This is a genomic window from Pantoea folii, assembly GCF_056678875.1.
The window spans coordinates 111,310-136,404 of the sequence record NZ_JBWXON010000016.1; the positions used below are offsets into that span (position 1 = coordinate 111,310).

At 54.1% G+C, this 25,095-nt stretch carries 23 protein-coding genes and 1 tRNA gene; 14 read left to right on the plus strand and 10 right to left on the minus strand.

All coding sequences use genetic code 11. The annotated features are described in order from the left end of the window. Positions 1-27 precede the first annotated feature (27 nt). Positions 28-1,245 (plus strand): L-lactate MFS transporter, encoded by a 1,218-nt coding sequence (locus AC1MDE_RS18430; protein ID WP_034825201.1) that lies wholly within the window; start codon positions 28-30, stop codon positions 1,243-1,245. Between the two features lie 284 nt (positions 1,246-1,529). Then, complete coding sequence (locus AC1MDE_RS18435; RefSeq protein WP_167347087.1) at positions 1,530-1,679, plus strand: hypothetical protein; 150 nt, start codon at positions 1,530-1,532, stop codon at positions 1,677-1,679. Between the two features lie 67 nt (positions 1,680-1,746). Here AC1MDE_RS18435 and AC1MDE_RS18440 read toward each other — a convergent pair whose 3' ends face one another. The 4 genes from AC1MDE_RS18440 to AC1MDE_RS18455 form a co-directional block, all read right to left on the minus strand. Then, positions 1,747-2,028 (minus strand): putative periplasmic lipoprotein, encoded by a 282-nt coding sequence (locus AC1MDE_RS18440; RefSeq protein WP_058959043.1) that lies wholly within the window; start codon positions 2,026-2,028, stop codon positions 1,747-1,749. Positions 2,029-2,286: 258 nt separating this feature from the next. Beyond that, complete coding sequence (locus AC1MDE_RS18445) at positions 2,287-3,090, minus strand: hypothetical protein (protein ID WP_480344965.1); 804 nt, start codon at positions 3,088-3,090, stop codon at positions 2,287-2,289. 9 nt (positions 3,091-3,099) lie between these two features. Beyond that, complete coding sequence (locus AC1MDE_RS18450; protein ID WP_034825207.1) at positions 3,100-3,552, minus strand: universal stress protein; 453 nt, start codon at positions 3,550-3,552, stop codon at positions 3,100-3,102. A 7-nt stretch (positions 3,553-3,559) separates the two neighbouring features. Continuing rightward, positions 3,560-4,345 (minus strand): IclR family transcriptional regulator, encoded by a 786-nt coding sequence (locus tag AC1MDE_RS18455; RefSeq protein WP_034825209.1) that lies wholly within the window; start codon positions 4,343-4,345, stop codon positions 3,560-3,562. Between the two features lie 150 nt (positions 4,346-4,495). Between AC1MDE_RS18455 and AC1MDE_RS18460 the strand changes: the two genes are divergently transcribed. The 3 genes from AC1MDE_RS18460 to ypdK all read left to right on the plus strand — a co-directional run bounded on the left by AC1MDE_RS18460 (position 4,496) and on the right by ypdK (position 7,408). Next, positions 4,496-6,097 carry an MFS transporter gene (locus tag AC1MDE_RS18460; RefSeq protein ID WP_479399134.1) on the plus strand — a complete coding sequence of 534 codons (1,602 nt, stop codon included), beginning with the start codon at positions 4,496-4,498 and terminating at the stop codon, positions 6,095-6,097. 5 nt (positions 6,098-6,102) lie between these two features. Then, positions 6,103-7,131 (plus strand): HlyD family secretion protein, encoded by a 1,029-nt coding sequence (locus AC1MDE_RS18465; protein WP_058959049.1) that lies wholly within the window; start codon positions 6,103-6,105, stop codon positions 7,129-7,131. 202 nt (positions 7,132-7,333) lie between these two features. Further along, positions 7,334-7,408 carry a membrane protein YpdK gene (gene ypdK, locus AC1MDE_RS18470; RefSeq protein ID WP_100701370.1) on the plus strand — a complete coding sequence of 25 codons (75 nt, stop codon included), beginning with the start codon at positions 7,334-7,336 and terminating at the stop codon, positions 7,406-7,408. A gap of 40 nt (positions 7,409-7,448) precedes the next feature. Here ypdK and alaC read toward each other — a convergent pair whose 3' ends face one another. Together alaC and AC1MDE_RS18480 are read right to left on the minus strand one after the other, a co-directional pair. Beyond that, positions 7,449-8,684 carry an alanine transaminase gene (alaC, locus tag AC1MDE_RS18475; protein ID WP_038645618.1) on the minus strand — a complete coding sequence of 412 codons (1,236 nt, stop codon included), beginning with the start codon at positions 8,682-8,684 and terminating at the stop codon, positions 7,449-7,451. Between the two features lie 118 nt (positions 8,685-8,802). Next, positions 8,803-9,327, minus strand: coding sequence for a GNAT family N-acetyltransferase (locus AC1MDE_RS18480; RefSeq protein WP_058959050.1), 525 nt, complete (start codon positions 9,325-9,327; stop codon positions 8,803-8,805). A 760-nt stretch (positions 9,328-10,087) separates the two neighbouring features. Here AC1MDE_RS18480 and AC1MDE_RS18485 point away from each other — a divergent pair. Both AC1MDE_RS18485 and AC1MDE_RS18490 read left to right on the plus strand, forming a co-directional pair. Further along, positions 10,088-11,779, plus strand: coding sequence for a sensor histidine kinase (locus AC1MDE_RS18485; RefSeq protein WP_058959196.1), 1,692 nt, complete (start codon positions 10,088-10,090; stop codon positions 11,777-11,779). Beyond that, entirely contained in the window at positions 11,776-12,501 is a 726-nt protein-coding gene (locus tag AC1MDE_RS18490; protein WP_045816617.1) for a LytR/AlgR family response regulator transcription factor, read from the plus strand. Before AC1MDE_RS18485 ends, AC1MDE_RS18490 begins: the two co-directional genes overlap by 4 nt. Positions 12,502-12,534: 33 nt before the next feature. Here the strand turns inward: AC1MDE_RS18490 and glk are convergent, their stop codons facing one another. Next, entirely contained in the window at positions 12,535-13,500 is a 966-nt protein-coding gene (glk, locus tag AC1MDE_RS18495; RefSeq protein ID WP_058959051.1) for a glucokinase, read from the minus strand. Between the two features lie 301 nt (positions 13,501-13,801). Then, complete coding sequence (locus AC1MDE_RS18500; protein WP_058959052.1) at positions 13,802-15,457, minus strand: alpha-keto acid decarboxylase family protein; 1,656 nt, start codon at positions 15,455-15,457, stop codon at positions 13,802-13,804. A 213-nt stretch (positions 15,458-15,670) separates the two neighbouring features. Between AC1MDE_RS18500 and mgrA the strand changes: the two genes are divergently transcribed. Further along, a complete protein-coding gene (mgrA, locus tag AC1MDE_RS18505) occupies positions 15,671-16,663 on the plus strand; it encodes an L-glyceraldehyde 3-phosphate reductase (RefSeq protein ID WP_479400654.1) in 993 nt (330 codons plus the stop codon). 159 nt (positions 16,664-16,822) lie between these two features. Further along, the gene (locus AC1MDE_RS18510; protein WP_058959054.1) at positions 16,823-17,170 is read left to right on the plus strand and encodes a DUF2502 domain-containing protein; all 348 of its coding nucleotides are present in this window, start codon (positions 16,823-16,825) and stop codon (positions 17,168-17,170) included. Positions 17,171-17,230: 60 nt separating this feature from the next. On the opposite strand, the gene AC1MDE_RS18515 is transcribed toward AC1MDE_RS18510, so the two are convergent. Further along, positions 17,231-18,472, minus strand: a complete 1,242-nt coding sequence (locus AC1MDE_RS18515; RefSeq protein ID WP_058959055.1) for an Nramp family divalent metal transporter — start codon at positions 18,470-18,472, stop codon at positions 17,231-17,233. A gap of 369 nt (positions 18,473-18,841) precedes the next feature. Between AC1MDE_RS18515 and AC1MDE_RS18520 the strand changes: the two genes are divergently transcribed. The 5 genes from AC1MDE_RS18520 to AC1MDE_RS18540 all read left to right on the plus strand — a co-directional run bounded on the left by AC1MDE_RS18520 (position 18,842) and on the right by AC1MDE_RS18540 (position 24,492). Further along, a complete protein-coding gene (locus AC1MDE_RS18520) occupies positions 18,842-20,032 on the plus strand; it encodes a NupC/NupG family nucleoside CNT transporter (protein ID WP_058959056.1) in 1,191 nt (396 codons plus the stop codon). A 192-nt stretch (positions 20,033-20,224) separates the two neighbouring features. Next, positions 20,225-21,313, plus strand: coding sequence for an LLM class flavin-dependent oxidoreductase (locus AC1MDE_RS18525; protein WP_058959057.1), 1,089 nt, complete (start codon positions 20,225-20,227; stop codon positions 21,311-21,313). Then, positions 21,313-22,296 (plus strand): ABC transporter substrate-binding protein, encoded by a 984-nt coding sequence (locus tag AC1MDE_RS18530; RefSeq protein WP_480344966.1) that lies wholly within the window; start codon positions 21,313-21,315, stop codon positions 22,294-22,296. Before AC1MDE_RS18525 ends, AC1MDE_RS18530 begins: the two co-directional genes overlap by 1 nt. After that, positions 22,293-22,883, plus strand: a complete 591-nt coding sequence (locus AC1MDE_RS18535; RefSeq protein ID WP_058959059.1) for a cysteine dioxygenase family protein — start codon at positions 22,293-22,295, stop codon at positions 22,881-22,883. Before AC1MDE_RS18530 ends, AC1MDE_RS18535 begins: the two co-directional genes overlap by 4 nt. After that, a complete protein-coding gene (locus tag AC1MDE_RS18540) occupies positions 22,876-24,492 on the plus strand; it encodes a rhodanese homology domain-containing protein (protein WP_479399142.1) in 1,617 nt (538 codons plus the stop codon). The genes AC1MDE_RS18535 and AC1MDE_RS18540 overlap by 8 nt, the downstream gene beginning before the upstream one ends. A gap of 414 nt (positions 24,493-24,906) precedes the next feature. Here the strand turns inward: AC1MDE_RS18540 and AC1MDE_RS18545 are convergent. Then, positions 24,907-24,982 (minus strand) — tRNA-Ala (locus AC1MDE_RS18545). Positions 24,983-25,095 lie beyond the last annotated feature (113 nt).

Genomic DNA, 25,095 nt, shown 5'->3' on the forward strand with positions numbered 1-25,095 from the left:
CCGCATTCCCTGAGGGGAGAGATAAAAATGAAAACAGAACTATCCGCGCAGTTGCAGCGCACCCGCATGCTTACCCTTATCGGCACCATCATCACTCAGTTTGCACTGGGTTCGGTTTACACCTGGAGCCTGTTTAACGGCCAGTTGGCGCATAAGCTTGATGCGCCAATCAGTCAGGTTGCCTTCTCGTTTGGTTTACTCAGCCTGGGCCTGGCGATTGCATCGTCACTGGCGGGAAAATTACAGGAGCGCTTTGGTGTGCGTAACGTCACCATCGGCGCCGGGATTTTAATGGCGATTGGCTTTTGGCTGACCGCTCATGCCGATAACCTGATGATGCTGTATCTCAGCGCCGGCATCCTGGTCGGTTTAGCGGATGGCGCAGGATACCTGATGACGCTGTCAAACTGCGTGAAGTGGTTCCCGGAGCGCAAAGGATTAATCTCCGCCTGCTCGATTGGCGCTTACGGCTTAGGTAGCCTCGGCTTCAAATTTATCTGTGGCGCGCTGCTCAGCACTTACGGTCTGGAGAACACCTTTATGATTTGGGGTGTGCTGGCGATGAGTATGATCATTGTGGGTGCGCTGATGATGCGTGATGCCCCTATCCAGCAAAGCAGCGGTAACGCGAAAGTGCTGGAAAAAGATTACACGCTGGCGCAATCCGTGCGCTTGCCACAGTACTGGATGCTGGCACTGATGTTCCTCACTGCCTGCATGAGCGGACTGTATGTGATTGGCGTGGCGAAAGACATCGGCGAAGGGATGGTCCATTTGACCACGCAAACCGCTGCTAATGCCGTGACTGTCATCGCGATTGCTAACCTGAGTGGCCGTCTTATTCTCGGCGTACTCTCCGATAAAATGGCACGTATTCGCGTCATTTCACTGGCACAGATCGTTTCACTGGTGGGCATGAGCATTTTGTTGTTTACCCGGATGAATGAAACCACCTTCTTCCTGTCACTGGCCTGTGTTGCCTTTAGCTTTGGTGGCACCATCACCGTGTTCCCTTCCCTGGTCAGCGATTTCTTTGGTCTTAATAATCTGACGAAAAATTACGGGCTGATTTACCTGGGATTCGGTATCGGCAGCGTGATGGGTTCACTGGTGGCTTCCGTGTTTGGTGGTTTTACCGTGACCTTCAGCTTGATCATGACACTGCTGGTGATTTCACTGGTGTTGTCGCTCAGCATCCGTCTGCCAAATCGTCAAAACGTGACTGAACCTTTGCTGCATAATTAATCTCAACAGATGCCGCATCACTGTGCGGCATCTATTTTCTCCATCTTTTCTGCGTAATGTTTTAAGAGTTGAGAACGGCTGTTATTTAGGATTGCATTTCAGACTATTCGCGTTATTATCATCAGGCATTCGGTTTTATCTGATTGGTTTATTTCCCGCCTTGACGTTTTTAGCTTTAAATTGACATATCTGGTAATAGATCCAGAAATAACTCTACATTTACTGCATCTTCACTCCACTTTTCCCCGGTAATCTGGCTTCATTGGAAAAGAGGAGGACTCTCCATGAAAACACTTATTAAAGCTGCTTCAGTTGTTGCCATTATGACGATGTTGAGTGGTTGTATCGTTCATGACGGACATGGGCGCGGACCGGGCTGGGGCCACGGCGGTGGCTGGCATCATGACCGTGGTCATCATGGTCGTCATTGGTAGTTGGGCAAAGCACACACAGCACATAATAAAAAAACAAAAAGGGCGGGAAATTATCCCGCCCTTTCTTTTAACTTTTTACCGCGTAATTACATTGATACCAGGCTTTCTTTAATCCGGGTAGATGGCTGTCCTGCGCGGGCAGCGATTCCACTTTATCAAATCCACGTTGGTTACAATAATTCGCCAAATCGATTTCCATCGCATCTTTATTCAACGTATGCGGGTCGTAACGATATTGCACGGTATTTGAGCTTTTATCTTCATCGACACGTTCAAATCCACCGGGTTTGCTGACACTACAACCGGCCAGCATAAAAAGCGCGAGCGCGCTAATAAGCATTTTTTTCATTAGGGTGTCCTCTTCCAGGCGAAGCAGTCTAAATGCCTATGCCGCACGCATCTATAGGAAACTGGCGCGAAATAGTCATTTTGTTAAAGTTTTTACCAATCAAATCAATAAAACCAAACGGTTTTTCATATCACTTAACCGATGACATGATGCTTTCAGACAGCACGAAGTCTGCACCACACCAGGTGACACGAGAAAAACAAACGGAAAGTGACCTTTATGCCCGCGCTGAGCGGGCTTTTTTTTTTACGCGTAAACCTAACCGGTAAGGCTGACCATCTTACGCAAAAGGTTGGCGGACTGTTTGGCAGGCAATGCGAGAATGCCGCTATAGAGATCAATCGACATGGCGCACATGGCGCTGCGATCGACGGCAGTATCAGCAGGTATGTTGAGTTGCTGAAGTTTATCACCCCACTTGCCGTAAAGTTTCTCCACGACGCTCTGCAAATCACGTTGTGCGCCCTGCTGATCAATCGGTCGCTCTTCGCCTGTGCTGTTTTTCAGGAGCATATCTAACGCCAGGGCATCTCGCTGGTACAACGTCGGTGACAGCGCTTGTTGCAAATTGATGCCGCCATTTACCTGCGGGTAAAGGAAGCGGAAGCAGCGTTGTGGCTCCGGTTGCTGCAGTGCCTGCATCTCCTGCACTGACACGCGCAAATAATTGAGCAGCGTTTCGTCGTCTGCACGCGCCATACGCTGATTAACCAGATCCATCAGCCATCCACGTAACTCGCCCAGCGCCTGGTCAGCAGGCACGCCTTCCATACGCTTGTGCAGTAACTCGCGATTAAGCATTTGCCACAACGCCGGCTCCTGTGTTTTGAGCTGACGATAGCCGGGTGCGAGGCTTAACTGATTTGCCACCTCGCTTTCCAGCGCCTGTCGCTCCTGACGTGGATGTAACCAGCTAAACCACAGCATGTTCGCCAGGATTAACGGCAGTAAAAACAGCACTAACCCCTGCCATAAGCGGAGTGCCGTGGTGCGGATCAGAACGATGATAATCACCGCCAGCAGCGCAAACGCCGCCAGCGTGATAGGTAAGAGGGAAAACATGGAGCGTGATTAATCCTTGCGAACGTCAATCAGAACCGGGCAGTTGGCGCGCTCAATCACAGCCGCACTCACCGAACCTTTAAGTAGGCGATTAAAAGGAGAAAGATGACGGCGACCGATGATGATCATGCTGGCCTTCAGTGCATTGGACTGCGCCACAATCGTTTCCGCGGCTTCACCGGCCAGAATCAAACCTTTGGCAGCCACACCGGCACGCAGTAGCGGGGCCAGCGCGTGACGCACCACCATTTCAGCGGTATTTTGTTCATCTTTTGCCGCGACGAAATCATCCGGATCTTCGCCCGCATCGATTTCGATCGGCTGATTGCAGGAGGAATAAGCGGGATCGACACAGCACAACACCGTGACCTGCGCCTGTTGCGCCAGCGCCTGTTCAATGGTTAACGCGATGACTTTTTCTGCCACCGGTGAATTATCAATGGCCATCAGCAAGGTTTTCATCAGTTGGTTATCCTTCCACAGCGGTCATTTTGCCAATTTCGCGAATCAGCGCCTCTTTGCATTTCATGATTTCATCACGATAACGCGCTTCCTGTTTATGAAAACGCGCCGTCGGCACCAGCAGCGAAATGGAAAAGCGACCAAACAGCGTGTCGATCGCCACCGCCATGGTGGAAATTCCTTCGAGCGTTTCGCCACGATCGATGGCCAGACCGCTGTTACGCACTTCAGCAATCAATTCCAGCAGTTGTGGCAGAGTTTTCACCGTCATTTCGGTCAACTCTTTATAGGCTTCGCCGACCATCACGCGCACATCTTCATCACTTTCCAGTGCCAGCAGTGCGCGACCGCCTGAAGTGCTGTAGAGCGGGAGATTCAGACCGATGCGTGGCACCACGCGCAATTCCCGGGATGCCACCACATAGTGAACAATCGCTAACTGTGTGCCACTGGCGCGTGCCAGCGAAACGGTTTCGTTGATATCGGCGGAGAGTTGTTCCAGAAACGGACGGACAATTTCGACCACATCACTGTGCACGCTGGAGATCAGCTTGAGCAGTGCCGGTCCCAGACGAAGCCCGCCCGCCCCGCTGCTGCGTACCAGTTGTGCGCTATCCAGCGCGGCGATAATACGCTGCACCGTTGAACGTGGCAGATCAACCACCTGCGCAATTTCGCCCAGACTCATGCCGCCCGGATGTTCACCCAGCGCATTCAGAATTTTTGCCGCACGCGCGATGACCTGAATGCCACCCGCTTTTTCATCCTCACGGCTTGAGGGAAGTTCAACCATTGTGCGTTCCTTTTTGGCCTGCCCTACTTTAGCGCGAATGACCGCACTTTTACACCCTGTATCACATTGCAATACATCATACCGAGATGTAAGATGCGACATGTATCACATCGCAATACACTGCATCAATAATAAAACGAGACACCTGTTATGAACGCCCAGCCTGTTGCGGCTCCGGCTCCCCATCCGTTTACCCTGCGCCTGGCGCTGGGATTGGTTGGCGTGCTGATTGCTGCGCTCACCTCCGGATTAAATGACCGCGTGACGGATATTGCGTTGGCAGATATCCGTGCCGCCATCGGCATGAGCTACGATCAAGGCAGCTGGATCATCTCCGCTTATCAGGCGGCGGAAGTGGCCGCGATGATGATCGCGCCATGGTTTGCCGTGACCTTTTCCCTGCGTCGTTTTGCTCTGGCGGTTTCCGCTGGCTTTATGCTGTGCGGTTTGCTGCTGCCGTTAATGCCAAACGCCACGCTGTTTATTGCGCTGCGCGTGATTCAGGGTCTGTTTGGCGGTGCATTGCCACCGTTACTGATGACCGTGGCACTGCGTTTTCTGCCGCCGCCAATCAAGCTTTATGGTCTTGGCGCCTATGCGTTAACCGCCACCTTTGGCCCCAATCTCGCCGCCACGCTTGCCGCTTTCTGGACCGATGAAGTGAGCTGGATGTTCGTGTTTTGGCAAGTTATCCCGTCAATGCTGATCGCCATGCTGTTGATTGGCTGGGGCTTACCGCAAGACCCGCTACGCTTCGAGCGTTTCAAGCAGATAGACCTGTTTGGCATGCTGACCGGTTGCTCAGGCATGGCGCTGCTGATTCTGGCGCTGACGCAAGGGGAACGCCTTGACTGGCTCAGTTCACCGCTGTTTGCGGCGCTATTATTGAGCGCGCTGGCATTGCTGACTGTGTTCTTTATTAATGAATGGTTTCACCCGTTGCCGCTGTTCAAATTGCAGATGCTGCGCCGTCACAATCTCGCGCACGGTTTGCTGGCGCTGGCGGGCGTGTTGATTCTGTCGCTTTCCGGATCCGCGCTGCCCTCCGCCTATCTTGGCCAGGTGGAAGGTTTCCGCACGCTGCAATTCGCGCCGCTGGCGTTAACCATCGGCTTGCCGCAATTACTGATCGCCCCACTGGTGGCAGCACTGCTCAATATCCGCTGGATTGATTGCCGCTGGATGCTGACTGCTGGCGTGACGCTGCTGGTGATCTCCTGCCTGATGGGCATGAACATTACCAGTGACTGGGCGCGACAGAATTTCTGGGTCATCCAAATTTTGCAGGCTTTCGGTCAACCGATGGTGATTCTGCCGGTGTTGATGAGCGCCACCAGCGTGGTTGCGCCACCGGAAGGCCCATTTGCCTCCGCGATGTTCAATACAGTGCGCGGTTTCTCCAGCATTGCCGCCAGCACCCTGGTGGAATGGTTTATCAGCCACCGGGAACAGTTTCACTCCAGCGTGCTGGTGGGCAATGCCGCCAGTCGACCCTGGCTGATGACCGCGCCCAGCAGCGCCCAATCCAGCAGCAGCTTTCCTTTATTACCGGATGGCAGCGCCAGTAGCGCAGAGAACCTGAGCGGTTTCGCGACCCTGCTGAAGCATCAGGCGATGGTGCTCAGCCTGAGTGACTGCTACCAAATGCTGATTGGTTTCGCCGCACTGCTTTTACTACTGACTGCCTGGTTGCCAAAACGTGTCTGGCCGCCACAAACCCTGATTCAACCTGTTACGACGACGTCGAGATAACTGATATGCAAGCTTTTGCCTTGAAAAGAACGGTGCTGTTGAGTGCCCTATTAATCGTGTTGCTGGCCATGGCCTTTTTTGTCTGGTCATCAATGACCGGCAACGATCATCGCACTGATGATGCCTATGTAAATGCGGATTACACCCTGGTGGCGCCGAAAGTGTCCGGCTATATCGCCAGTGTGAATGTGCAGGATAACCAGCGAGTGAAAGCGGGCGAACTGCTAGCCACGCTTGACGATCGCGATTATCGCGTGGCGCTGGAAACGGCGCAGGCGAATTTGCAGGTCAGCGATGCCAAACGCCTGAGCAGCCAGGCTCAACTGGAGCAGCAGCAATCAACCATTGATGAAGCCAAAGCGACCTTAGCAGCGAGCCAGGCGTCAGCGCAATACGCCGGCCAAAGTGCGGCGCGTTATAACCAGCTGTATAAAAGCGGCACCATTGCCGCAGATGAGCAGCAGAAAGCCAGTTCAACCCAACGTTCAGCGTCTGCTGCTGTGCGCCAGAGTGAAGCTGCACTGGCTGCATCGATGAAACAGGTGGGTGTGTTACAAGCGGCCGTGCGTCAGGCAGAGGCCGATGTGACAGCAGCGCAGGCCAGCGTGGATCAGGCGAAGCTGAATCTCTCTTATACGCGGATTGTGGCACCGGTAGACGGTATGGTGGGTCAGCGTTCGGTGCGATTGGGCGCTTACGTTAGCGCCGGAACGCGTTTGCTGGCGGTGGTGCCCTTGCAACAAACCTATATCACCGCCAACTATCTTGAAACTCAGCTGGCCGATGTGCAGCCGGGACAGAGAGCGGTGGTGAGAGTCGATGCGCTGCCTGGCAAGACCTTTACCGGTCATGTTGACAGCATTGCACCGGCGACGGGCGCGACCTTCTCCGCCATTTCACCGGACAATGCCACCGGTAATTACACCAAGGTGGTGCAGCGTTTACCGGTGAAAATTGTGCTGGATGCCAACCAACCCGATTTGGCACAACTGCGTGTGGGCATGTCCGCGATACCGGAAATTGACGCCCGATGAAAATGTGAGCAATCTCTCAGAACTGGCCTATTTATTTTCGGATCGATTGCGCGTAAATTAGCGCTCGATCCTGTTCTGAGTTCGCTTGGAACCACCTGAGAAGAAAGCGTGCAGCGGTTATGAACTTCACCTTTCTCTTATTCTGTTCGGGTTACGCTGGATTGGGATCACCAGCATGGTAACCGCTCAGAGGAGTCGTTTTGTGAGATATGCTTTGATGGGAGTTTCTTTCTTCCTGTTAATCTGGGTAGGCACTTTCGTGCTGATGCTCAAATAAATCCTGCCAGGCGGGGCGACCAAAGTCGCCCTTCTTAGTTTTACTCTTCTTCTTCCAGCGCTTTTACCGTTCCCGGCAATATGCCATCCGCACGGAACATGGCTTTGATGCCACGTACCGCCTGACGAATACGATCGCTGTTTTCAATCAGAGCAAATCGCACATGGGTATCACCGTAGTCACCAAAGCCGATGCCCGGTGAGACGCACACTTTGGCTTCCTGCAGCAGCAGTTTAGCGAACTCCAGCGAACCGAGATGCGCATAGTGATCGGGAATTTTCGCCCAGACGTACATTGAGGCTTTTGGCAGATCGACCATCCAGCCCGCTTCATGCAGCCCTTTCACCAGCACATCGCGACGGCGTTTATACTGCTCGGCGATATCACGCACGCATTGCTGATCGCCTTCAAGTGCGGCAATCGCCGCGACCTGCAGCGGGGTGAAGGTGCCGTAATCGTGGTAGCTTTTGATACGCGCCAGCGCGGATACCAATTCTTTGTTACCCACCATAAAGCCGATACGCCAGCCTGCCATATTGTAGCTTTTCGACAGCGTAAAGAACTCCACCGCTACGTCGCGCGCCCCCGGCACCTGCATGATCGACGGCGCTTTCCAGCCATCATAGGTGATGTCGGCGTAAGCCAGATCGTGGATGACCAGCACGTTGTACTGTTTCGCCAGCGCAATTACACGTTCGAAGAAGTCGAGTTCGACGCACTGTGAAGTGGGATTCGAAGGGAAGCCGAGGATCATCATCTTCGGTTTCGGATAACTTTCGCGGATAGCGCGTTCAAGCTCGTTGAAGAAGTCAACGCCTGCCACCAGCGGTACGGAACGCACTTGTGCACCGGCAATCACTGCGCCGTAAATATGAATCGGGTAGCTCGGATTGGGCACCAGGACGGTGTCGCCATGGTCGAGCGTCGCCAGCATCAGGTGCGCCAACCCTTCTTTGGAACCGATGGTGACAATGGCTTCTGATTCGGGATCGATCTCTACCTGATAGCGATCTGCGTACCAGCGCGAGATGGCGCGACGCAGGCGAGGAATGCCTTTCGAGGTGGAGTAACCGTGCGTATCTTCGCGTTGCGCTACCTGACAGAGTTTTTCCACGATGTGTGGCGGCGTGGGTCCATCCGGGTTCCCCATTGAGAAATCGATGATGTCTTCGCCGCGCCGACGCGCAGCCATCTTCAATTCAGCGGTGATGTTGAATACATACGGGGGAAGGCGTTCAATACGCGAGAAACGACGGGGTGTGCTGTTATCAGCCATGATGTCCTCTGGTTTACGTAGGCGCCCGGACCGTCCGAGCGACGCTGGTCACTGCGGTGACCGAGGTAAGAACATAACGCGCTGATAACAGAATTGTCGAGAGCAACAGAATATTTTTTTAATGTTGCGAATTCAGGCGACCCAGCACCCAATCGTTTACCCATTGGTCGTTTAGCAGATAATTATCCCGAAGGGTGCCCTCAAGTGTGAAACCATTCTTTTCCAGAATGCGTCGGGACGGCCAATTCCCCTCTATGACCAGCGCTTTGAGTTTATGAAATTCTGCTTGTAGCAAGAAGTCGCACAGTGCCTTGAGCGCTTCACTGCCATAGCCGTTTCCGGTGAAGCGATGGCAGAGCATGTAGCCGACCTCAGCTTGCCGATAAGGCTGCCATTCGGCACTGCATCCAAACAAGCCGATCGGTTCATTGGTTTCGCGCAGGCGTGCCACCAGGCACAGCATGTGGAAGCTGGTGACTTGCCAGGGCGCAAGGCGTTCGGTGAAGCGCTGGCGTATGTCGTTTTCGTCAGGGATTTCACTGACCCAGGTCATGGTGCCGGGATCTTCGTGTACGGCTTTGAAGATTTGCCAGTCTTCGGGTTGTAAGCGTGTCAGGGACAAGCGAGGGGTAAGAAGTTGCATTGCTGCGCTCCGCGAAATAACTCATGGCAACATAGCAAACCGCGTGATTTACAACCAGCGTTCTGCGTAGGGATAACTAATCCTCTTTTTGTTACTCAAGTTTTCCTCTTTTTGGGGAGTGTGGGGGATTTTGGGATTTTGGGATTTTGGGATTTTGGGATTTTGGGATTTTGGGATTTTGGGATTTTGGGATTTTGGGAGTTGGGAGTTGGGAGTTGGGAGTTGGGAGTTGGGAGTTGGGAGTTGGGAGTTGGGAGTTGAGTTGATAGTCGCTGTTGGTTGGGTGCCAGGGCCAGAACGGGCCAGCCCGATCGCAAAGACAACACGCATCCCTGCAGATCGGCTGGGCCATCCATGGCCCAGACGCTTTGCTCTTTGGGCTGGCCCGTTCTGGCCTTGAGCTGAATGCGTTGCTGTTTGAAAAACCGTACAGAGCTTTCTGGAGAAATTGATGTGTCATTAAAGGTGTTTTTATCTTCAGGCTAGCCCGTTCTGGCCTTGAGCTGAATGCGTTGCTGTTTGAAAAACCGTACAGAGCTTTCTGAAGAAATTGATAGGCCATTAAAGGTTTTTTTATCTTCGGGTTGGTCCGTTCTGGCCTTGAACTGCATGCGTTGCTGTTCTAAACCGCATCGAGAATTGATCTAAACCATGAGAAGCGTTTTGCGGGTGTCGCGGCGCTGGCAGATCTTGATCACATTTTTTATCATAACCTCACCCTGGTTCACTCCGAGAGATGCCCTTGCCTTCCCACTTCGACATGCTGCTGGCGGTATTTGACCGCGCTGCGCTGATGCTGATTTGTCTGTTCTTCCTTACCCGCACGCGGGTATTCCGTCAGCTGCTGCAAAAAGATGAGCATTCGATCAAAGAGAAAGTGGTGGTGACGGCGATTTTCTCGCTGTTTGCACTGTTCAGTACCTGGTCGGGCATTAACGTCGATGGTTCGCTGCTGAACGTGCGTGTGATTGCGGTGATGTCGGGAGGCATTCTGTTTGGCCCCTGGGTTGGCATCGCTACCGGGGTGATTGCGGGCATCCATCGTTATCTGATCGATATGGATGGCGTCACGGCCGTGCCTTGCCTGATTACCAGCATCATTGCCGGTATCGCTTCTGGGTTTATCAATCGTCGCGTGAGCAAAGAGCAGCGCTGGCGCGCCGGTATCCTTGGCGGCATGCTGTGCGAAACCCTGACTATGGTGTTGATTGTGCTGTGGGCCAGTCCATTGTCGTTAGGTTTTTCGATTGTTTCTGAGATTGCGTTACCGATGATTCTCGGCGCATCGAGCATTGGCTTGATTGTACTGTTAGTGCAGAGCGTGGAAGGGGAAAAAGAAGCGATAGCAGCGCGCCAGGCCAAGCTGGCACTGGAGATTGCCAATAAAACGTTGCCGCTGTTTCGTCAGGTGAATAGCCAGTCGTTGCGTCAGGTGTGCGATATCATTCGCAGCGATATTCATGCCGATGCCGTAGCTATCACCAATACCCAGCAGATTCTTGCCTACGTTGGTTACGGTGAGCATAACTATCACAACGGGGATGATGGCATCAGCCCTACCACGGCGCAGTCGATCGCGAGCGGCAAAATCATCATCAAGAATAATGATGAGGCGCATCGCACCAAAGATATTCACTCAATGCTGGTTATTCCCCTTTGGGAAAAAGGGGAAGTCACAGGCACGTTAAAAATCTATTATCGTCGAGCGCATCGCATTACCGGATCGCTAAAAGAGATGGCCATTGGTTTGTCGCAAATAATCTCCACCCAGCTGGAGGTATCGCGCGCTGAGCAGCTACGAGAGATGGCGAACAAAGCGGAACTGCGTGCGTTGCAGAGTAAAATTAACCCGCACTTCCTGTTTAACGCGCTGAATGCTATCTCCTCTTCCATTCGTCTCAATCCAGATACGGCACGTCAGTTGGTGATCAATCTTTCGCGCTATTTACGCTACAACCTTGAGCTGAACGATGACGAGCTGATCGATATTAAAAAAGAGCTATGGCAGGTGAAGGATTACATCGCGATTGAACAGGCGCGCTTTGGCGATAAGCTGTCGATGATTTATGACATTGATGAAGATCTGCACTTCACGCTGCCAAGTTTGCTGATTCAGCCTCTGGTGGAAAATGCCATTGTGCACGGTATTCAGCCCTGCCGTGGCAAAGGGGTGGTGACATTGAGTGTGAAAGACCTCGGTGATTATGTGCGCGTTGCGGTGCGCGATACGGGCGCGGGTATCAGTGAAGAGGTGATTGGCCGCGTCGCGCGTGATGAGATGCCGGGCAATAAAATCGGGCTGCTTAATGTGCATCATCGGGTGAAGCTGCTTTCCGGCCAGGGTCTGAGCATCACGCGTCATCATCCGGGAACGGAAATCGCCTTCACTCTGAGCAAAAACGGTCAGCGTCTGGCTGCACCGTTGAGCCATATCACGGAACCCAGCGCGTGAAAGCCATTATCGTCGAAGACGAGTTTCTTGCTCAGCAAGAGTTGAGCTGGATGATCCAGCAGCACAGTCAGATCACTATCGAAGCCTGTTTTGATGATGGGCTGGAAGTGCTGAAGTATCTGCAAAACCATCGCGTCGATGTCATTTTCCTCGACATCAACATTCCTTCGCTGGATGGCATGCTGCTGGCCCAAAACATTAACCAATTTGCGCATAAGCCGTTGATAGTGTTTATCACCGCATGGAAAGAGCATGCGGTGGATGCGTTTGAGCTGGACGCCTTTGACTACATACTCAAGCCCTATCACGAGTCGCGCATTATTACCATGCTGAATAAGCTGGAAGCCAGCGCACAGCAGCAACTCGCACAGCCATCCACTCAGCAAAGCGCACCACAAACAGTCAATCTGGTGAAAGATGAGCGCATTATCGTGACGGATATCAACGATATCTATTACGTCGAAGCGCATGAAAAACTGACGTTTGTTTATACGCGCCGCGAAGCGTACGTGATGTCGATGGCGATCAGTGAATTTTGTAGTCGCCTGCCAGAACAGCTGTTCTTCCGCTGCCATCGGTCGTATTGCGTCAACCTCAGCAAAATCCGCGAGATCGAGCCGTGGTTTAACAATACCTATTTGGTGAAGTTGCGTGATTTGGATGCGCAGGTGCCCGTGAGCCGCAGCAAGGTGAAGGCGTTTCGCCAGTTGATGAGATTGTAAAGCGAGCAGCAGAACGCTGCTCGCCGGAACAGATTACAGCACGCGACCCAACGTCTGGCGCAGATGCGCGCCCGCGCCCAGCAGACCAGGCTGATCGTGGGTGATCATATACACCGGGATATCGACCAGATAATCACGGAAGCGGCCTTTGTCTTCAAACGCGGCGCGGAAGCCAGAGGCTTTGAAGAAATCGAGGAAGCGCGGCACGATTCCCCCAGCGATGTACACGCCACCAAAGGTGCCGAGATTGAGCGCCAGGTTGCCACCGAAACGCCCCATGATCACGCAGAACAGCGACAGCGCCCGACGACAATCGATGCAGCTGTCTTTCAATGCACGCTCGGTGACATCTTTCGGCTTAAGATTCTCAGGTTCGCGGTTGTCAGATTTGACGATAGCGCGATAGAGATTCACCAGACCGGATCCTGACAGCACGCGCTCCGCCGACACGTGACCCAGTTCCGCACGCAGTACTTCGAGAATTTCACCCTCTTCTTCGCTGTTCGGGGCGAAGTCAACGTGACCGCCCTCGCCCGGCAGGCTGATCCAGCGCTTATCCACGTGCACCAGATGGCTCACGCCCAATCCGGTGCCGGCGCCGTAAATCGCAATCGGCTTGCCTTCAACCGGTGCTTTGCCGCCAAACTGAATCACTTGATCGTCGGTCAGCATCGGGATGGCCATCGACACGGCGGTGAAATCATTGATGATTTCCAGGCTGTCGAAGGCCAGGTGCTCTTTCATCTCACGGGTTGAGAATGCCCAATCGTGGTTGGTCATCTCGACCCAATCGCCGGTGATTGGACAGGCAATTGCGATGCAGGCGTGTTTAATCTCCTGCTTTTGCTCGTCGAGATAAGCACGAATCACCGCTTCGAGATTGTCGTAGTCTGATGTTGAGAATGTTTTGGCCTGGGAGATGGCACCGGTTTCCACCTCACACAGGGCGAGACGGGCATTGGTACCGCCCACATCGCCGACCAGGGCGTATTTTGTCATTCTTCTGCTGCTCCGCTTGGGTCATAAACAATTGCAGGACACTATATAAGAGCCTGCCAATAAAACAATAACGCCCACCAGCACGATGGGCGTAAACATTTCTGGTGCGTGGCACAGCCTGACAATCCGCGGCTTCACTGTATAGAGGCAACTTTCCGAAACTGCGGGCTTATCGCGTCAGGCGTTATCGACTCAGCCTCACAGGAGACGGACGATGCAGAGAAACCGGAGCGTAACGAGTGTACGTGAGGGTTTCAGGCACCGCCTGGTCTAAAACAACAAAGCCTAAGCCGGATAGCGGCTAGCCGCCGTTGCGCTGGTGCAGAGCTGCAGTGACTTTACGCAACAGCGGCGGCAGATCTTGTTTTTCCATCACCACTTCCACCAGCGTCAGGCGACGCTGACGCATCAATTGCTCCATTACCGCCGTTAACTGCACCGTTTCGCTCACTCGCCAGCTTTGTGCCGCACACTCTACGCTCATCGCATGTGGCAGCGCAGTCCAGTTCCATTGTGCGATGTCGTTGTAACGCTGTTCAGCGCCGTGAATCGCCCGCTCAACCGTGTAACCGTCGTTATTGATCAGGAAGATAATCGGCTGTTGCCCGTCACGCTGCATGGAACCCAGCTCCTGGATCGTCAGCTGCGCTGAACCGTCACCGATAATCAAAATGACGCGTCGGTCAGGTTGTGCCGTTTGTGCACCAAAGGTCGCCGGTAGAGTATAGCCAATCGAGCCCCATAGCGGTTGCACCAGCATTTGTGCTCCCGGTGGTAAACGCAGCGCGGCGGCACCAAAGGCGGCCGTGCCCTGATCGGCCAGGATGATATCACCCGGCAGCAGGAAGCGCTGCATCGCCTGCCAGAATGCGCGCTGACTGATTACCGCATCATCGTTTTGCTCAATTTCTTCGCAAGATGCAGTGTCGGCCAGTGCCCAATGTACGCAGTGGCGTTGATAAACGGGCAATAATGCGGCGAGGGCTTGCGCCATGCTAAGCGGCGCAAAGCATTCTCCGCCCACCGTGGCGTGAAACGGTTGCAGGTCGATAACGCGCTCTGCGGGTAACTGCTGGGTGAAACCGGCGGTCAGGGTATCGGTAAACCGCACGCCGACGCACAGCGTGACATCCGTCTCTTCAATGGCCCGGCGCACCGCATCGCTGCTGCCTTCGGCAGCGTAGGTACCCACATAGCCGGGCTGCTGTTCATCGAGCACGCCTTTGCCCATCAGTAATGTAGCGGCGGGAATGGCGCGTAGTTGGCGGAGTGCAAACAGCGGCGATTGCAATTGCCAACGCGAAGCGAGGAAATCGGCCAGTAACGCCACGCGCTGTGCAGGAGCCAGTAAGCGTTCAGCGGCAGCAGCAAAAGCTGTCGCAACGGCGGTGTCCTGATGGACAGGCGCAACGGGCTGAGGATCAGGCACCGTAATCTCCGTCGCCGCGACATCCACCGCCAGCAGCAGATAGCCGGGCCGGTGCTGGTTAAGCGCTTCCGATATCACACGGTCAATTTCTTCAACCGCATTATCCGCAGTCAGCACCGCGCTGGCGGTACTTACCTCTTGTGCCATGCGCAGGAAATGATGGAAGTCGCCGTCCCCCAGTGAATGATGTACACAGTCACCTTGCTGCTGCGCACGACTGGCTGGCGCGCCAACAATATGAATAACCGGGACATATTCGGCATAGCTGCCCGCAATCCCATTAATCGCACTCAGTTCACCCACGCCAAACGTGGTGAGCAGTGCAGCAGCACCGTTGCAACGACCGTAGCCATCCGCCGCGTAGGCGGCATTGAGTTCATTGGCGCAGCCGACCCAGGCAATCTCAGGATGAGCAATAACGCTGTCGAGAAATTGCAGATTGTAATCACCCGGCACACCGAACAGATGACGGATGCCAGCTTGCTGTAGACGGTGCAGTAAATAGTCGCCAACGTTGAGGGTTTTCATCGACAGCTCCTTCTTAAGGGGATGATCGAAGTATCAGCGATGTGGCTGAATTGGCGAGATTTTCACCATCAGCGCATGGTGATTTGTGGCAAGCAATCGTTACGACGACAGAAAATTCTGTAAGTTGCGATCTTCGGCGCGTTTCGGCTTAGTGTAAACGCATACACTGCTATGCTGATGTCACTTTCTCCCTTTTTGAGACAGGAACGCTGCATGTCTGTATTTCCTCACCCCGAACGTTATCAACAGATGCAATATCGTCGCAGTGGCCGTACCGGCCTGAAATTACCGGCTATTTCGCTGGGTTTATGGCACAACTTTGGCGACAGCACACGCGTCGATAATAGCCGTGAATTACTGCGCCACGCCTTTGATCGCGGCATCACGCATTTCGACCTCGCCAACAACTACGGACCCCCGCCGGGTTCTGCGGAGTCCAATTTCGGGCGCATTCTGCGCGAAGATTTTGCCGGGCTGCGCGATGAGTTGGTGATCTCCACTAAAGCCGGTTACACCATGTGGGACGGTCCTTACGGCGACTGGGGTTCGCGCAAGTATCTGATTTCCAGTCTGGATCAGAGCCTGAAACGCATGGGGTTGGAGTATGTCGATATCTTTTATCATCACCGTCCCGATCCGGAAACGCCGCTGGAAGAGACCATGCGCGCGCTGGATCAGGTGGTGCGCCAGGGTAAAGCGCTGTATGCCGCCATTTCCAATTACCCGGCAGATAAAGCAGCCGAAGCGATTGCCATTCTGCGCGATCTCGGCACACCTTGCCTGATTCATCAGCCGAAATACTCCATGTTCGAACGTGCACCGGAAGAGCAAGGTCTACTGGATGTGCTGGGTGATAATGGCGTCGGCTGCATCGCATTCTCTCCGCTAGCGGGTGGTGTGCTGACCGATCGCTATCTGCAAGGCATCCCTGAGGATTCCCGTGCCGCCAGCGGCAGTAAATTCCTTAATGAGAGCCAGTTGACGCAAGAGAAGATGGAAAAAGTGCGTAAGCTGCAGGCGATCGCCCAACAGCGTGGGCAGAAGCTGGCGCAAATGGCGCTGAGCTGGGTGCTGCGTGATGCACGCGTGACTTCGGTGCTGATTGGTGCAAGTAAAACTGCGCAAATTGATGATGCCGTTGAGATGCTAAGCCAGCCCGAGCTGACAACTGAAGAGATCGAAGCGATTCATAACATATTAGTGTAAACGATTACCTACCCGGCTCAGGCCGGGTATTTTCCGCAGCAGAAAATTCTCAATTCAGATTTCCCGCAACGTTTTCAGACTCACTCTCAAGGCAACACTGGACCGATGTGGCACACTAGCGCAACGGTGGCAGTGATAAGCCACTGAAAAGGAGAAGTTATGAAACGTGCAATTTTGTTTGCCGCCTTGCTGGCAACACTTTCACCCCTGGCGATGCACACAGCAGAAGCCAACAGCGCCACCCTTACATTGGCTCCGGGTGTCACGCTGCATCTCGGCGATCGCGATCGTCGTGGTTACTATTGGGATGGCGGACGCTGGCGTGAGCCGCGCTGGTGGAATGACCGTTATCGCTACAACGATCATCGCTGGTGGCGTCATGAAGAGTGGCGTCGTCATCAGGCTTACGAACGTGAGCGTGAACGCCGCTGGCATGAGCGGGAACGCCGTGAGCATTGGCGCCATGACCATCGTCATGATGACAGGCATGATCACCACCACCACTAATACAAAAATCCCGGCCTGATAGCCGGGATTTTCTTTTTTTCGTCTTGACCAGCCGAAGCGTTACCAGCCGAGCGCCTCACCGACCAACAGATAGAGATTCAATGCCACCACCAGCACCACTATCAGGCGTCCGGCGTTTTGCATCAGGCGCGAATTGACCATCTCATCGCCCATCAACTCGCGGTTGCCGGTAAAGGCCAACAGCGGGATCAATGCCAGTGCGATACCGAAACTCAACAGTACCTGGCTCATCACCAGAATGCGCGTTGGATCCCATCCGGCCCAGATCACGATAAAGGAAGGCAGCATGGTGATGGTGCGACGTAGCCACAGCGGAATATGGAAGCGAATAAAGCCCTGCATCACGACTTGTCCCGCCAGTGTTCCCACCACGGTAGAAGACAAGCCTGCCGCCACCAGACTTAATCCAAACACAATGGCTGCTGCGCGGCCCAGCAAAGGTTGCAGCGTCAAATACGCCTGGTCGAGATCCACAATGCTGGTATGCCCGCTGAAGTGGAAAGCTGCCGCCGCAGTCGCCATCATCGCCAGATTGACAAAGCCGGCAATGGTCATGGCAATCGCCACATCGAGTTTAGTGGACGAGTAGCGATCCGCTTTGCTGCCAATGTTACCGTGTTGCGTCAGTGCCGAGTGCAGGTAAATTACATGCGGCATGATGGTGGCGCCCAGCACACCGGCAGCGAGGAACACGGCGTCAGAGGTAGGCAGCGAAGGCAACGCCATACCGGTGACCAATTCACTCACTTTCGGCTGCGAGAAAAACAGCTCAACAATATAGGCACCGGCGACAAACAACAGCAGGCCGCCAATTACCAACTCCAGCGGCTTCTGCCCCCGGCTTTGCAGCATCAAAATCAGGTAGGTGGCGACGCCGGTGAGCACGGCGCCTTGTAGTAGCGAAATCCCCAGCAATAATTTAAAGCCGAGTGCCGCACCAATAAATTCAGCGAGGTCAGTGGCCATGGCGATGATTTCCGCCTGCACCCAATAGAACCACACTGCCGGGCGTGGAAAGCGATCGCGGATATGCTCGGCAAGGTTTTTACCGGTGGCGATGCCAAGTTTGGCTGACATCAGCTGAATCAGCATCGCCATCACATTGGCCCAGACCACCACCCACAGCAGTTTGTAGCCGTAGGCCGCACCCGCCTGAATGTTGGTGGCAAAGTTACCGGGATCGATATAACCAATTGCCGCGATGAAGGCAGGGCCAAGCAGCGCGAGCTTGATTTTTCTGGCTCCGCGAGCGGCGCGCTCAGCGGTGCGACTTTCTGACATAGTGTGGACCCTGTCCTAACGCTTGTTGACCCATGCAGCTTAACGGGCGCTCAAGGCAAGTGAAATTTGATTATAGTTATCGTAATAATAGATGGTGCTATGAAGTATAGCCATTGCTATACCTTGCGGTAAAGCCAGTTCTTGCCAAAATGTTTGCAACAGGAATCACTCTACTCCCGGGTTATTTTATAGACAATGTTTTTGTGGATATTTCTTGTGAAGGCTTTGTGAAGAGGTTGTGAGCGGTGAGACTATTCTTAGAAATTTGTCGATACCGAATACTTATAATGTGGTTTTGATCTCGTTTTTAAGTAACGCGTTACATAGAATACGCAACAAAATACAACCCTCCTCAAATTTGGAGCCGACATGTCCCATATTTTGCACTTTCTTTTGGCATTAGTGGTGGTAGCCGTACTGGCCTTGCTGGTCAGCCACGATCGTAAAAGCATCCGCGTTCGTTACATCGTTCAGCTTCTGGTGATCGAAGTTCTGCTGGCGTGGTTCTTCCTTAACTCTGAAGCTGGCCTTGGCTTCGTCAAAGGGTTCGCGGGTCTGTTTGACCATCTACTGAAGTATGCTGCCGAAGGGACTAACTTCGTATTCGGCAACATGAACGACAAAGGCCTGGCGTTCTTCTTCCTGAATGTTCTGTGCCCGATCGTGTTTATCTCCGCGCTGATCGGTATTTTGCAGCATTTCCGTATCCTGCCTTGGGTGATCCGCGGCATCGGTACCGTGCTGTCAAAAGTCAACGGTATGGGCAAACTGGAATCCTTCAACGCCGTAAGCTCTCTGATTTTGGGACAGTCAGAAAACTTTATCGCGTATAAAGATATCCTTGGCAAAATGTCACAGCGTCGCATGTACACCATGGCTGCTACGGCAATGTCGACAGTTTCCATGTCCATCGTCGGCGCTTATATGACTATGCTGCAGCCGAAATATGTGGTGGCCGCGCTGGTATTGAACATGTTCAGCACCTTCATTGTGTTGTCACTGATCAACCCTTACCGCGTCGATAGCGAAGAAGATCTGCAGTTGCAGGATCTGCACAAAGGTCAGAGCTTCTTCGAAATGTTGGGCGAATATATCCTTGCCGGTTTCAAAGTGGCGATCATCGTTGCCGCCATGTTGATTGGTTTTATCGCCCTGATTTCAGGTCTGAACGCGCTGTTTGATCTGATCTTCGGCATCAGCTTCCAGGGTGTGCTGGGTTACGTGTTCTATCCGTTTGCGTGGGTGATGGGCGTGCCGTCCAGTGAAGCGCTGCAGGTTGGCAGTATCATGGCAACCAAACTGGTTTCTAACGAATTCGTGGCGATGATGGATCTTCAGAAGATTGCTGGTCAGCTGTCACCGCACGCAGAAGGAATCCTGTCTGTGTTCCTCGTCTCCTTCGCTAACTTCTCCTCTATCGGGATTGTGGCGGGTGCGATTAAGGGCTTGAACGAAGAACAGGGTAACGTGGTTTCTCGCTTCGGCCTTAAACTGCTGTACGGCTCAACCCTGGTGAGCGTGCTCTCTGCCGCTATCGCCGGTCTGGTTCTGGCCTTCTGATGTTCAGGGCGAGCTGCGGCTCGCCCTTCTCTTCTTAATTATGCCTTTCTGTTCTATCTTGCATTTCACCCCTTTTATCCCCGTCATTCGCCGCTTCCCCACCTGACGCAAAACCTTTGCACAATATTGAATTTCCGTCCCGGTTGCCTGCGCCCGTAGCTTTTCTCCATAACGTCACATCTGGAGAATCGTATGAGCATTCAATTTCTTGGCATGATTGGCCACCGCCTGGCTTCCGAAATCATTCCCGCCAGCGGTCCGCTGTTCGATAAAGATTACATCGCGCGTTTCGCCCGCGCCCATGAAGAAGCGGGATTTGATCGCATTCTCGTGGGCTATTGGTCCGATCAACCCGACGGCTTTCTGGTGACCGCACATGCTGCGGCACACACCTCAACACTAAAATTCCTGCTCGCACACCGTCCGGGCTTTGTCGCACCGACACTGGCCGCACGCAAGCTGGCAACGTTGGATCAACTGACCGATGGTCGGCTGGCCGTGCATATCATCAGCGGCGGTAGCGATGTCGAGCAGCGTCGTGATGGTGACTTCCTGAATAAAGCCGAACGCTATGCGCGCAGCGATGAGTTTCTTGCCGTGCTGAAGCAGAGTCTGGAATCCAGCCAGCCTTATGATCACAAGGGACATTTTTACCAGGCTGAGCAGGCGTTTTCCGCCATCAAACCTGCGCAGAAAAAGCTGCCGATATACTTTGGTGGATCGTCTCAGGAAGCGATTGATGTCGCTGCGCGCCATGCCGATGTCTTTGCCCTGTGGGGCGAACCGCTGAAAGGGGCGGAAGAGACGGTACGCAATGTGCGAGCCGCTGCGGCTCAGCACGGGCGTGAGATTGATTTCAATATCTCGTTCCGTCCGATTGTCGGGAAAACCGAGAAAGAGGCCTGGGAACGTGCCGAGCATATCCGTGAACTGGCCGAGAAGCAGTTGCAAGAGACCGGCTTCGCCTTTGGTAAACCCAAGCCGCAAAGCGTTGGCGCCCAGCGTTTGCTGGCTGCCGCCAATGAAGGCGATCGCCTGGACAAAGTGCTATGGACCGGCGTGGCTAAACTGGTGCAAGGCGGCTACAACTCCACCGCACTGGTAGGCACCGCCGATCAGGTTTCCGACGCGCTGCTAGACTACTATCGCCTCGGCATTCACAGCGTGCTGATTCGCGGCTTCGATCCATTGAATGATGCGGTGGAATATGGTGAGGAGCTGATTCCGCTGACGCGCGAGAAAGTGGCAGCGCTTAACGCCGCTGACAAAAGGAGCGCCTGATGCGGCTGGCTGCACTGTTTACCGGTGTTGCGCTGGCACTCTCCACGCTCAATCCGCTGTTCGCCGCTGATAAAGTCACACTGCGCCTGGGCGATGTTAAGGGGGATCGTTTTGCCGCGTTAAAAGCGTCGGGCGAACTCAATAATCTGCCCTACGATTTGAAACTGACGGCGTTTGATTCGGGTGCACCGGTGCAGGAAGCATTAAATGCCGGCGCACTGGATGTCGGTTTCACCGGCGATCTGCCGTTCCTGTTTGTGTTTGCGGCTGGCGCGCCGGTGAAAGCGGTAGGCGCATGGCAAAACAATCCTGACAGTATCGCGCTGCTGACCCGTCCCGATGCCGGAATTCACCGTTTACAGGATTTGAAAGGTAAGCAAATCGCAGTAAATCGTGGTGGCTGGGGTCACTATCTGCTGCTTGGCTTGCTGGAGCGTGCGGGATTAAAACCAGACGATGTCACGCTGCGATTCCTTGGACCTGTTGATGGCCGAGCCGCCTTGACCTCCGGCGCCGTATCCGCGTGGGCGCCGTGGGAGCCGTATATCGCCACCTCCACTGCTGTGGATGGTACGGTGCGCGTCGCTGACGGCGGTGGCAAAGGCATTATGTCGGGCTATTCGTATGCGCTGGCGCGTGACGAAGCGATCAATGATGCAGGTAAACATAAAGCCATTGCCGATCTGCTGGCGCGCCTGGCTAAGGCACAAATCTGGGCGCAGCAACATCCGCAGGAGTTCGCCAGCGTGCTGGGTAAAACACTCAATATGCCCACCAACATCACCAGCAGTTGGATAGCCGATGCGCACATTCGACCGCTGGTGTTTGATGCCAGCCTGATCCCCACCCTGCAAAAATCGGCTGACTTCTTCCATCGCTATCAGGTGCTGCCGAAAGCGATCGATGTCAGCAAAGCCTTTGATTTTAGCCTGTCTGCTCAGGCCAATCAGGTCGCCAAAAGCGCGCCGGGAGATAAATCATGAGTGCCTATCAGCATCATCGTTTACGCGACTTTGTCGGTAATCTGGCTACGTTGCTCGACCAGAATCCCGATGAAGCCACTGTTCTACAACAGGGCAGCGCCTGGCTGGGCGAACTGATCCGGCATGACGACTGGCTGGACGAGGCTTATACCCAGCCGCATCCCGAACACTATCAACAATATCTGCTGTATGCCGATGCCCGACAGCGTTTCTCCGTGGTGAGCTTCGTCTGGGGGCCAGGCCAGCAAACGCCGATTCACGACCATCGCGTCTGGGGATTAATTGGCATGCTGCGTGGCGCGGAGATTTCGCAATCCTGGCAGCCCGGGCAGAACGGCCTGCAACCGGATGGTGCGCCGATACGGCTCGATCCCGGCAGTGTCGAAGCCGTCTCTCCTACCGTGGGCGATATCCATCGCGTCAGCAATGCCTATGACGATCGCGTGTCAATCAGCATCCACGTGTATGGCGCCAACATTGGCGCGGTAAAACGCGCGGTGTATCGCGAAGACGGCAGTGAAAAACAGTTTATCTCCGGTTACAGCAACCGTTACTTACCGAACATTTGGGATCTATCACATGAGTAAAACCGTTTTCCCTTTCCGCCAGGCGGAGGACATTCTTGAGGCTCTGCGTCAGCAGCAGGAAGTGGCGATTGTTGATGTGCGCGACGAAGCACTGTTTGCCACCGGCCATCCGCTGTTTGCGGTGAATATCCCGCTCTCAAAACTGGAGCTGGAGCTATTGGACCGCATTCCACAATCCACAACCTCCATCACTTTATATGATAACGACGAGGGTCTGGCGCAGGCAGCAGCAGAGCGTATTGCCGCGCTGGGCTATAGCAATGTGGCGCTGTTAAAAGAGGATTTAACGGGTTGGCAGGCAGCCGGCGGTGAGCTGTTTATTGATGTCAATTCACCGAGCAAAGCCTTTGGTGAACTGGTTGAACATCACAATCACACCCCTTCCCTGTCAGCTGATGAAGTGCACAGCTTAATCAACAGCGACGCCAATGTAGTGGTGCTGGATGCGCGTCGCTTTGATGAATACCAGACCATGAGCATTCCAGGCGCCACCAGCGTACCGGGCGGTGAGCTGGTGTTGCGCGTGCGTGATCTCGCGCCATCACCGGAAACCACGGTGATTGTGAACTGTGCGGGCCGCACGCGCAGCATCATCGGCACCCAGTCGCTGGTGAATGCCGGTATCCGTAATCCGGTGTTTGCGCTGCGCAACGGCACGATTGGCTGGACGCTGGCAGGACACGATCTGGATAAAGGTCAGTCGCGCCGCTACGGTGAAACCAGCGAAACGGCACAGCGCCAGGCGGCGAGTAATGCACGAGGCATTGCCGATCGCGCAGGCGTAGAGCGTATCCCGCTGGCAACGCTCAAGCGCTGGCAACAGGAACCGCGTACCACTTACCTTTTCGACGTGCGTGATGCAGACGAATATGCGTCGGGTCATCTGCCCGGCAGTCGTCATGTACCAGGCGGACAGCTGGTGCAGGAAACCGATCATTACGCCAGCGTGCGCGGTGCACGTATTGTGCTAATTGATGACGATGGCGTGCGTGCCAATATGACTGCATCCTGGCTGGCGCAGCTTGGCTGGCAGGTGTCAGTACTGGAAGAGTTGCAGGCCAGTGATTTCACTGCCACCGGTGCCTGGAAAGCGCAGGTTCCTGCGGTTGCACAGCCAGAGTTTATTTCTCCGCAGCAACTGGCGGAGTGGCTGGAGGAAGGTCAGACCCAGGTACTGGACTTCACCACGCGCGCCAATCACCTCAACAGTCATATTCCGGGAGCGGGCTGGCTGCTGCGTTCAACGCTGCAAAAAGAGGGCAAAGCCATACTGCCTGCGGCACGACGTTATGTGCTGACCTGCGGCAGCAGCCTGTTGGCCGGATATGCGGTTGAACAGGTGGCGGAACTCACCGGCAAGCCAGTGTTTGTGCTGGAGGGTGGCAATGCGGCCTGGCGCGCAGCGCAGTTGCCCACCGAGCAGGGCGACCAGCAGTTGCTGTCTCCGGCGATTGATCGCTATCGCCGTCCGTATGAAGGCACCGATATCGCACCTGCTGTGATGCAGGCGTATCTGGATTGGGAATACGGTCTGGTGGCGCAGTTGGATCGTGATGGCACGCACGGCTTCCGCGTGTTGCCTGCACAAGAACAAGCCGCAACCGCTTAATTCTTAGCGCCATGAATTGCGTCGCGACCAGATTGTGCATAATTTCAGTGCACACTTAGCTCTGGCGGCACGATTTATGGCGCACTCAGATGCAGTGCTGAACGCTGAACGCTGAACGCTGAACGCTGAACGAAATAATCATCTCAGCGCGTGAGAAGCTGCTGCGGTGCGATTCATTGCGCCCCTAATGAGCAGCTGGTGCTGAATGGGTGAGATCATCTCAGCGCCCAGGAAGAAGCACGCGCGATTTACGGCGCAATTCGTCGAGAAACTTGATATCAAAAAATGGGCGCATTTCAGAACGCTGGGAGTTGCCGTCACACGAATAATGACGCCATTCTGCATACGAAATGAGCAATTATGAATTCAGTCAGTGTTAGATCGTGATGCTATTGTTCAGGACGAACAGAGATTTGGTGGAGATAAGCGGGATCGAACCGCTGACCTCTTGCATGCCATGCAAGCGCTCTCCCAGCTGAGCTATACCCCCACATCTGGAAATCTTTTTCAGTGCATCGTTAAAAACGATTTGGTGGAGATAAGCGGGATCGAACCGCTGACCTCTTGCATGCCATGCAAGCGCTCTCCCAGCTGAGCTATACC

What these genes read in the sequence shown, in the direction of transcription:
- AC1MDE_RS18430 (WP_034825201.1), top strand. Translation starts at nt 28, where the DNA reads ATGAAAACAGAACTATCCGCGCAGTTGCAGCGCACCCGCATGCTTACC.
- AC1MDE_RS18435 (WP_167347087.1), top strand. Translation starts at nt 1,530, where the DNA reads ATGAAAACACTTATTAAAGCTGCTTCAGTTGTTGCCATTATGACGATG.
- AC1MDE_RS18440 (WP_058959043.1), bottom strand. Translation starts at nt 2,028, where the DNA reads ATGAAAAAAATGCTTATTAGCGCGCTCGCGCTTTTTATGCTGGCCGGT.
- AC1MDE_RS18445 (WP_480344965.1), bottom strand. Translation starts at nt 3,090, where the DNA reads ATGTTTTCCCTCTTACCTATCACGCTGGCGGCGTTTGCGCTGCTGGCG.
- AC1MDE_RS18450 (WP_034825207.1), bottom strand. Translation starts at nt 3,552, where the DNA reads ATGAAAACCTTGCTGATGGCCATTGATAATTCACCGGTGGCAGAAAAA.
- AC1MDE_RS18455 (WP_034825209.1), bottom strand. Translation starts at nt 4,345, where the DNA reads ATGGTTGAACTTCCCTCAAGCCGTGAGGATGAAAAAGCGGGTGGCATT.
- AC1MDE_RS18460 (WP_479399134.1), top strand. Translation starts at nt 4,496, where the DNA reads ATGAACGCCCAGCCTGTTGCGGCTCCGGCTCCCCATCCGTTTACCCTG.
- AC1MDE_RS18465 (WP_058959049.1), top strand. Translation starts at nt 6,103, where the DNA reads ATGCAAGCTTTTGCCTTGAAAAGAACGGTGCTGTTGAGTGCCCTATTA.
- alaC (WP_038645618.1), bottom strand. Translation starts at nt 8,684, where the DNA reads ATGGCTGATAACAGCACACCCCGTCGTTTCTCGCGTATTGAACGCCTT.
- AC1MDE_RS18480 (WP_058959050.1), bottom strand. Translation starts at nt 9,327, where the DNA reads ATGCAACTTCTTACCCCTCGCTTGTCCCTGACACGCTTACAACCCGAA.
- AC1MDE_RS18485 (WP_058959196.1), top strand. Translation starts at nt 10,088, where the DNA reads ATGCTGCTGGCGGTATTTGACCGCGCTGCGCTGATGCTGATTTGTCTG.
- glk (WP_058959051.1), bottom strand. Translation starts at nt 13,500, where the DNA reads ATGACAAAATACGCCCTGGTCGGCGATGTGGGCGGTACCAATGCCCGT.
- AC1MDE_RS18500 (WP_058959052.1), bottom strand. Translation starts at nt 15,457, where the DNA reads ATGAAAACCCTCAACGTTGGCGACTATTTACTGCACCGTCTACAGCAA.
- mgrA (WP_479400654.1), top strand. Translation starts at nt 15,671, where the DNA reads ATGTCTGTATTTCCTCACCCCGAACGTTATCAACAGATGCAATATCGT.
- AC1MDE_RS18510 (WP_058959054.1), top strand. Translation starts at nt 16,823, where the DNA reads ATGAAACGTGCAATTTTGTTTGCCGCCTTGCTGGCAACACTTTCACCC.
- AC1MDE_RS18515 (WP_058959055.1), bottom strand. Translation starts at nt 18,472, where the DNA reads ATGTCAGAAAGTCGCACCGCTGAGCGCGCCGCTCGCGGAGCCAGAAAA.
- AC1MDE_RS18520 (WP_058959056.1), top strand. Translation starts at nt 18,842, where the DNA reads ATGTCCCATATTTTGCACTTTCTTTTGGCATTAGTGGTGGTAGCCGTA.
- AC1MDE_RS18525 (WP_058959057.1), top strand. Translation starts at nt 20,225, where the DNA reads ATGAGCATTCAATTTCTTGGCATGATTGGCCACCGCCTGGCTTCCGAA.
- AC1MDE_RS18530 (WP_480344966.1), top strand. Translation starts at nt 21,313, where the DNA reads ATGCGGCTGGCTGCACTGTTTACCGGTGTTGCGCTGGCACTCTCCACG.
- AC1MDE_RS18535 (WP_058959059.1), top strand. Translation starts at nt 22,293, where the DNA reads ATGAGTGCCTATCAGCATCATCGTTTACGCGACTTTGTCGGTAATCTG.
- AC1MDE_RS18540 (WP_479399142.1), top strand. Translation starts at nt 22,876, where the DNA reads ATGAGTAAAACCGTTTTCCCTTTCCGCCAGGCGGAGGACATTCTTGAG.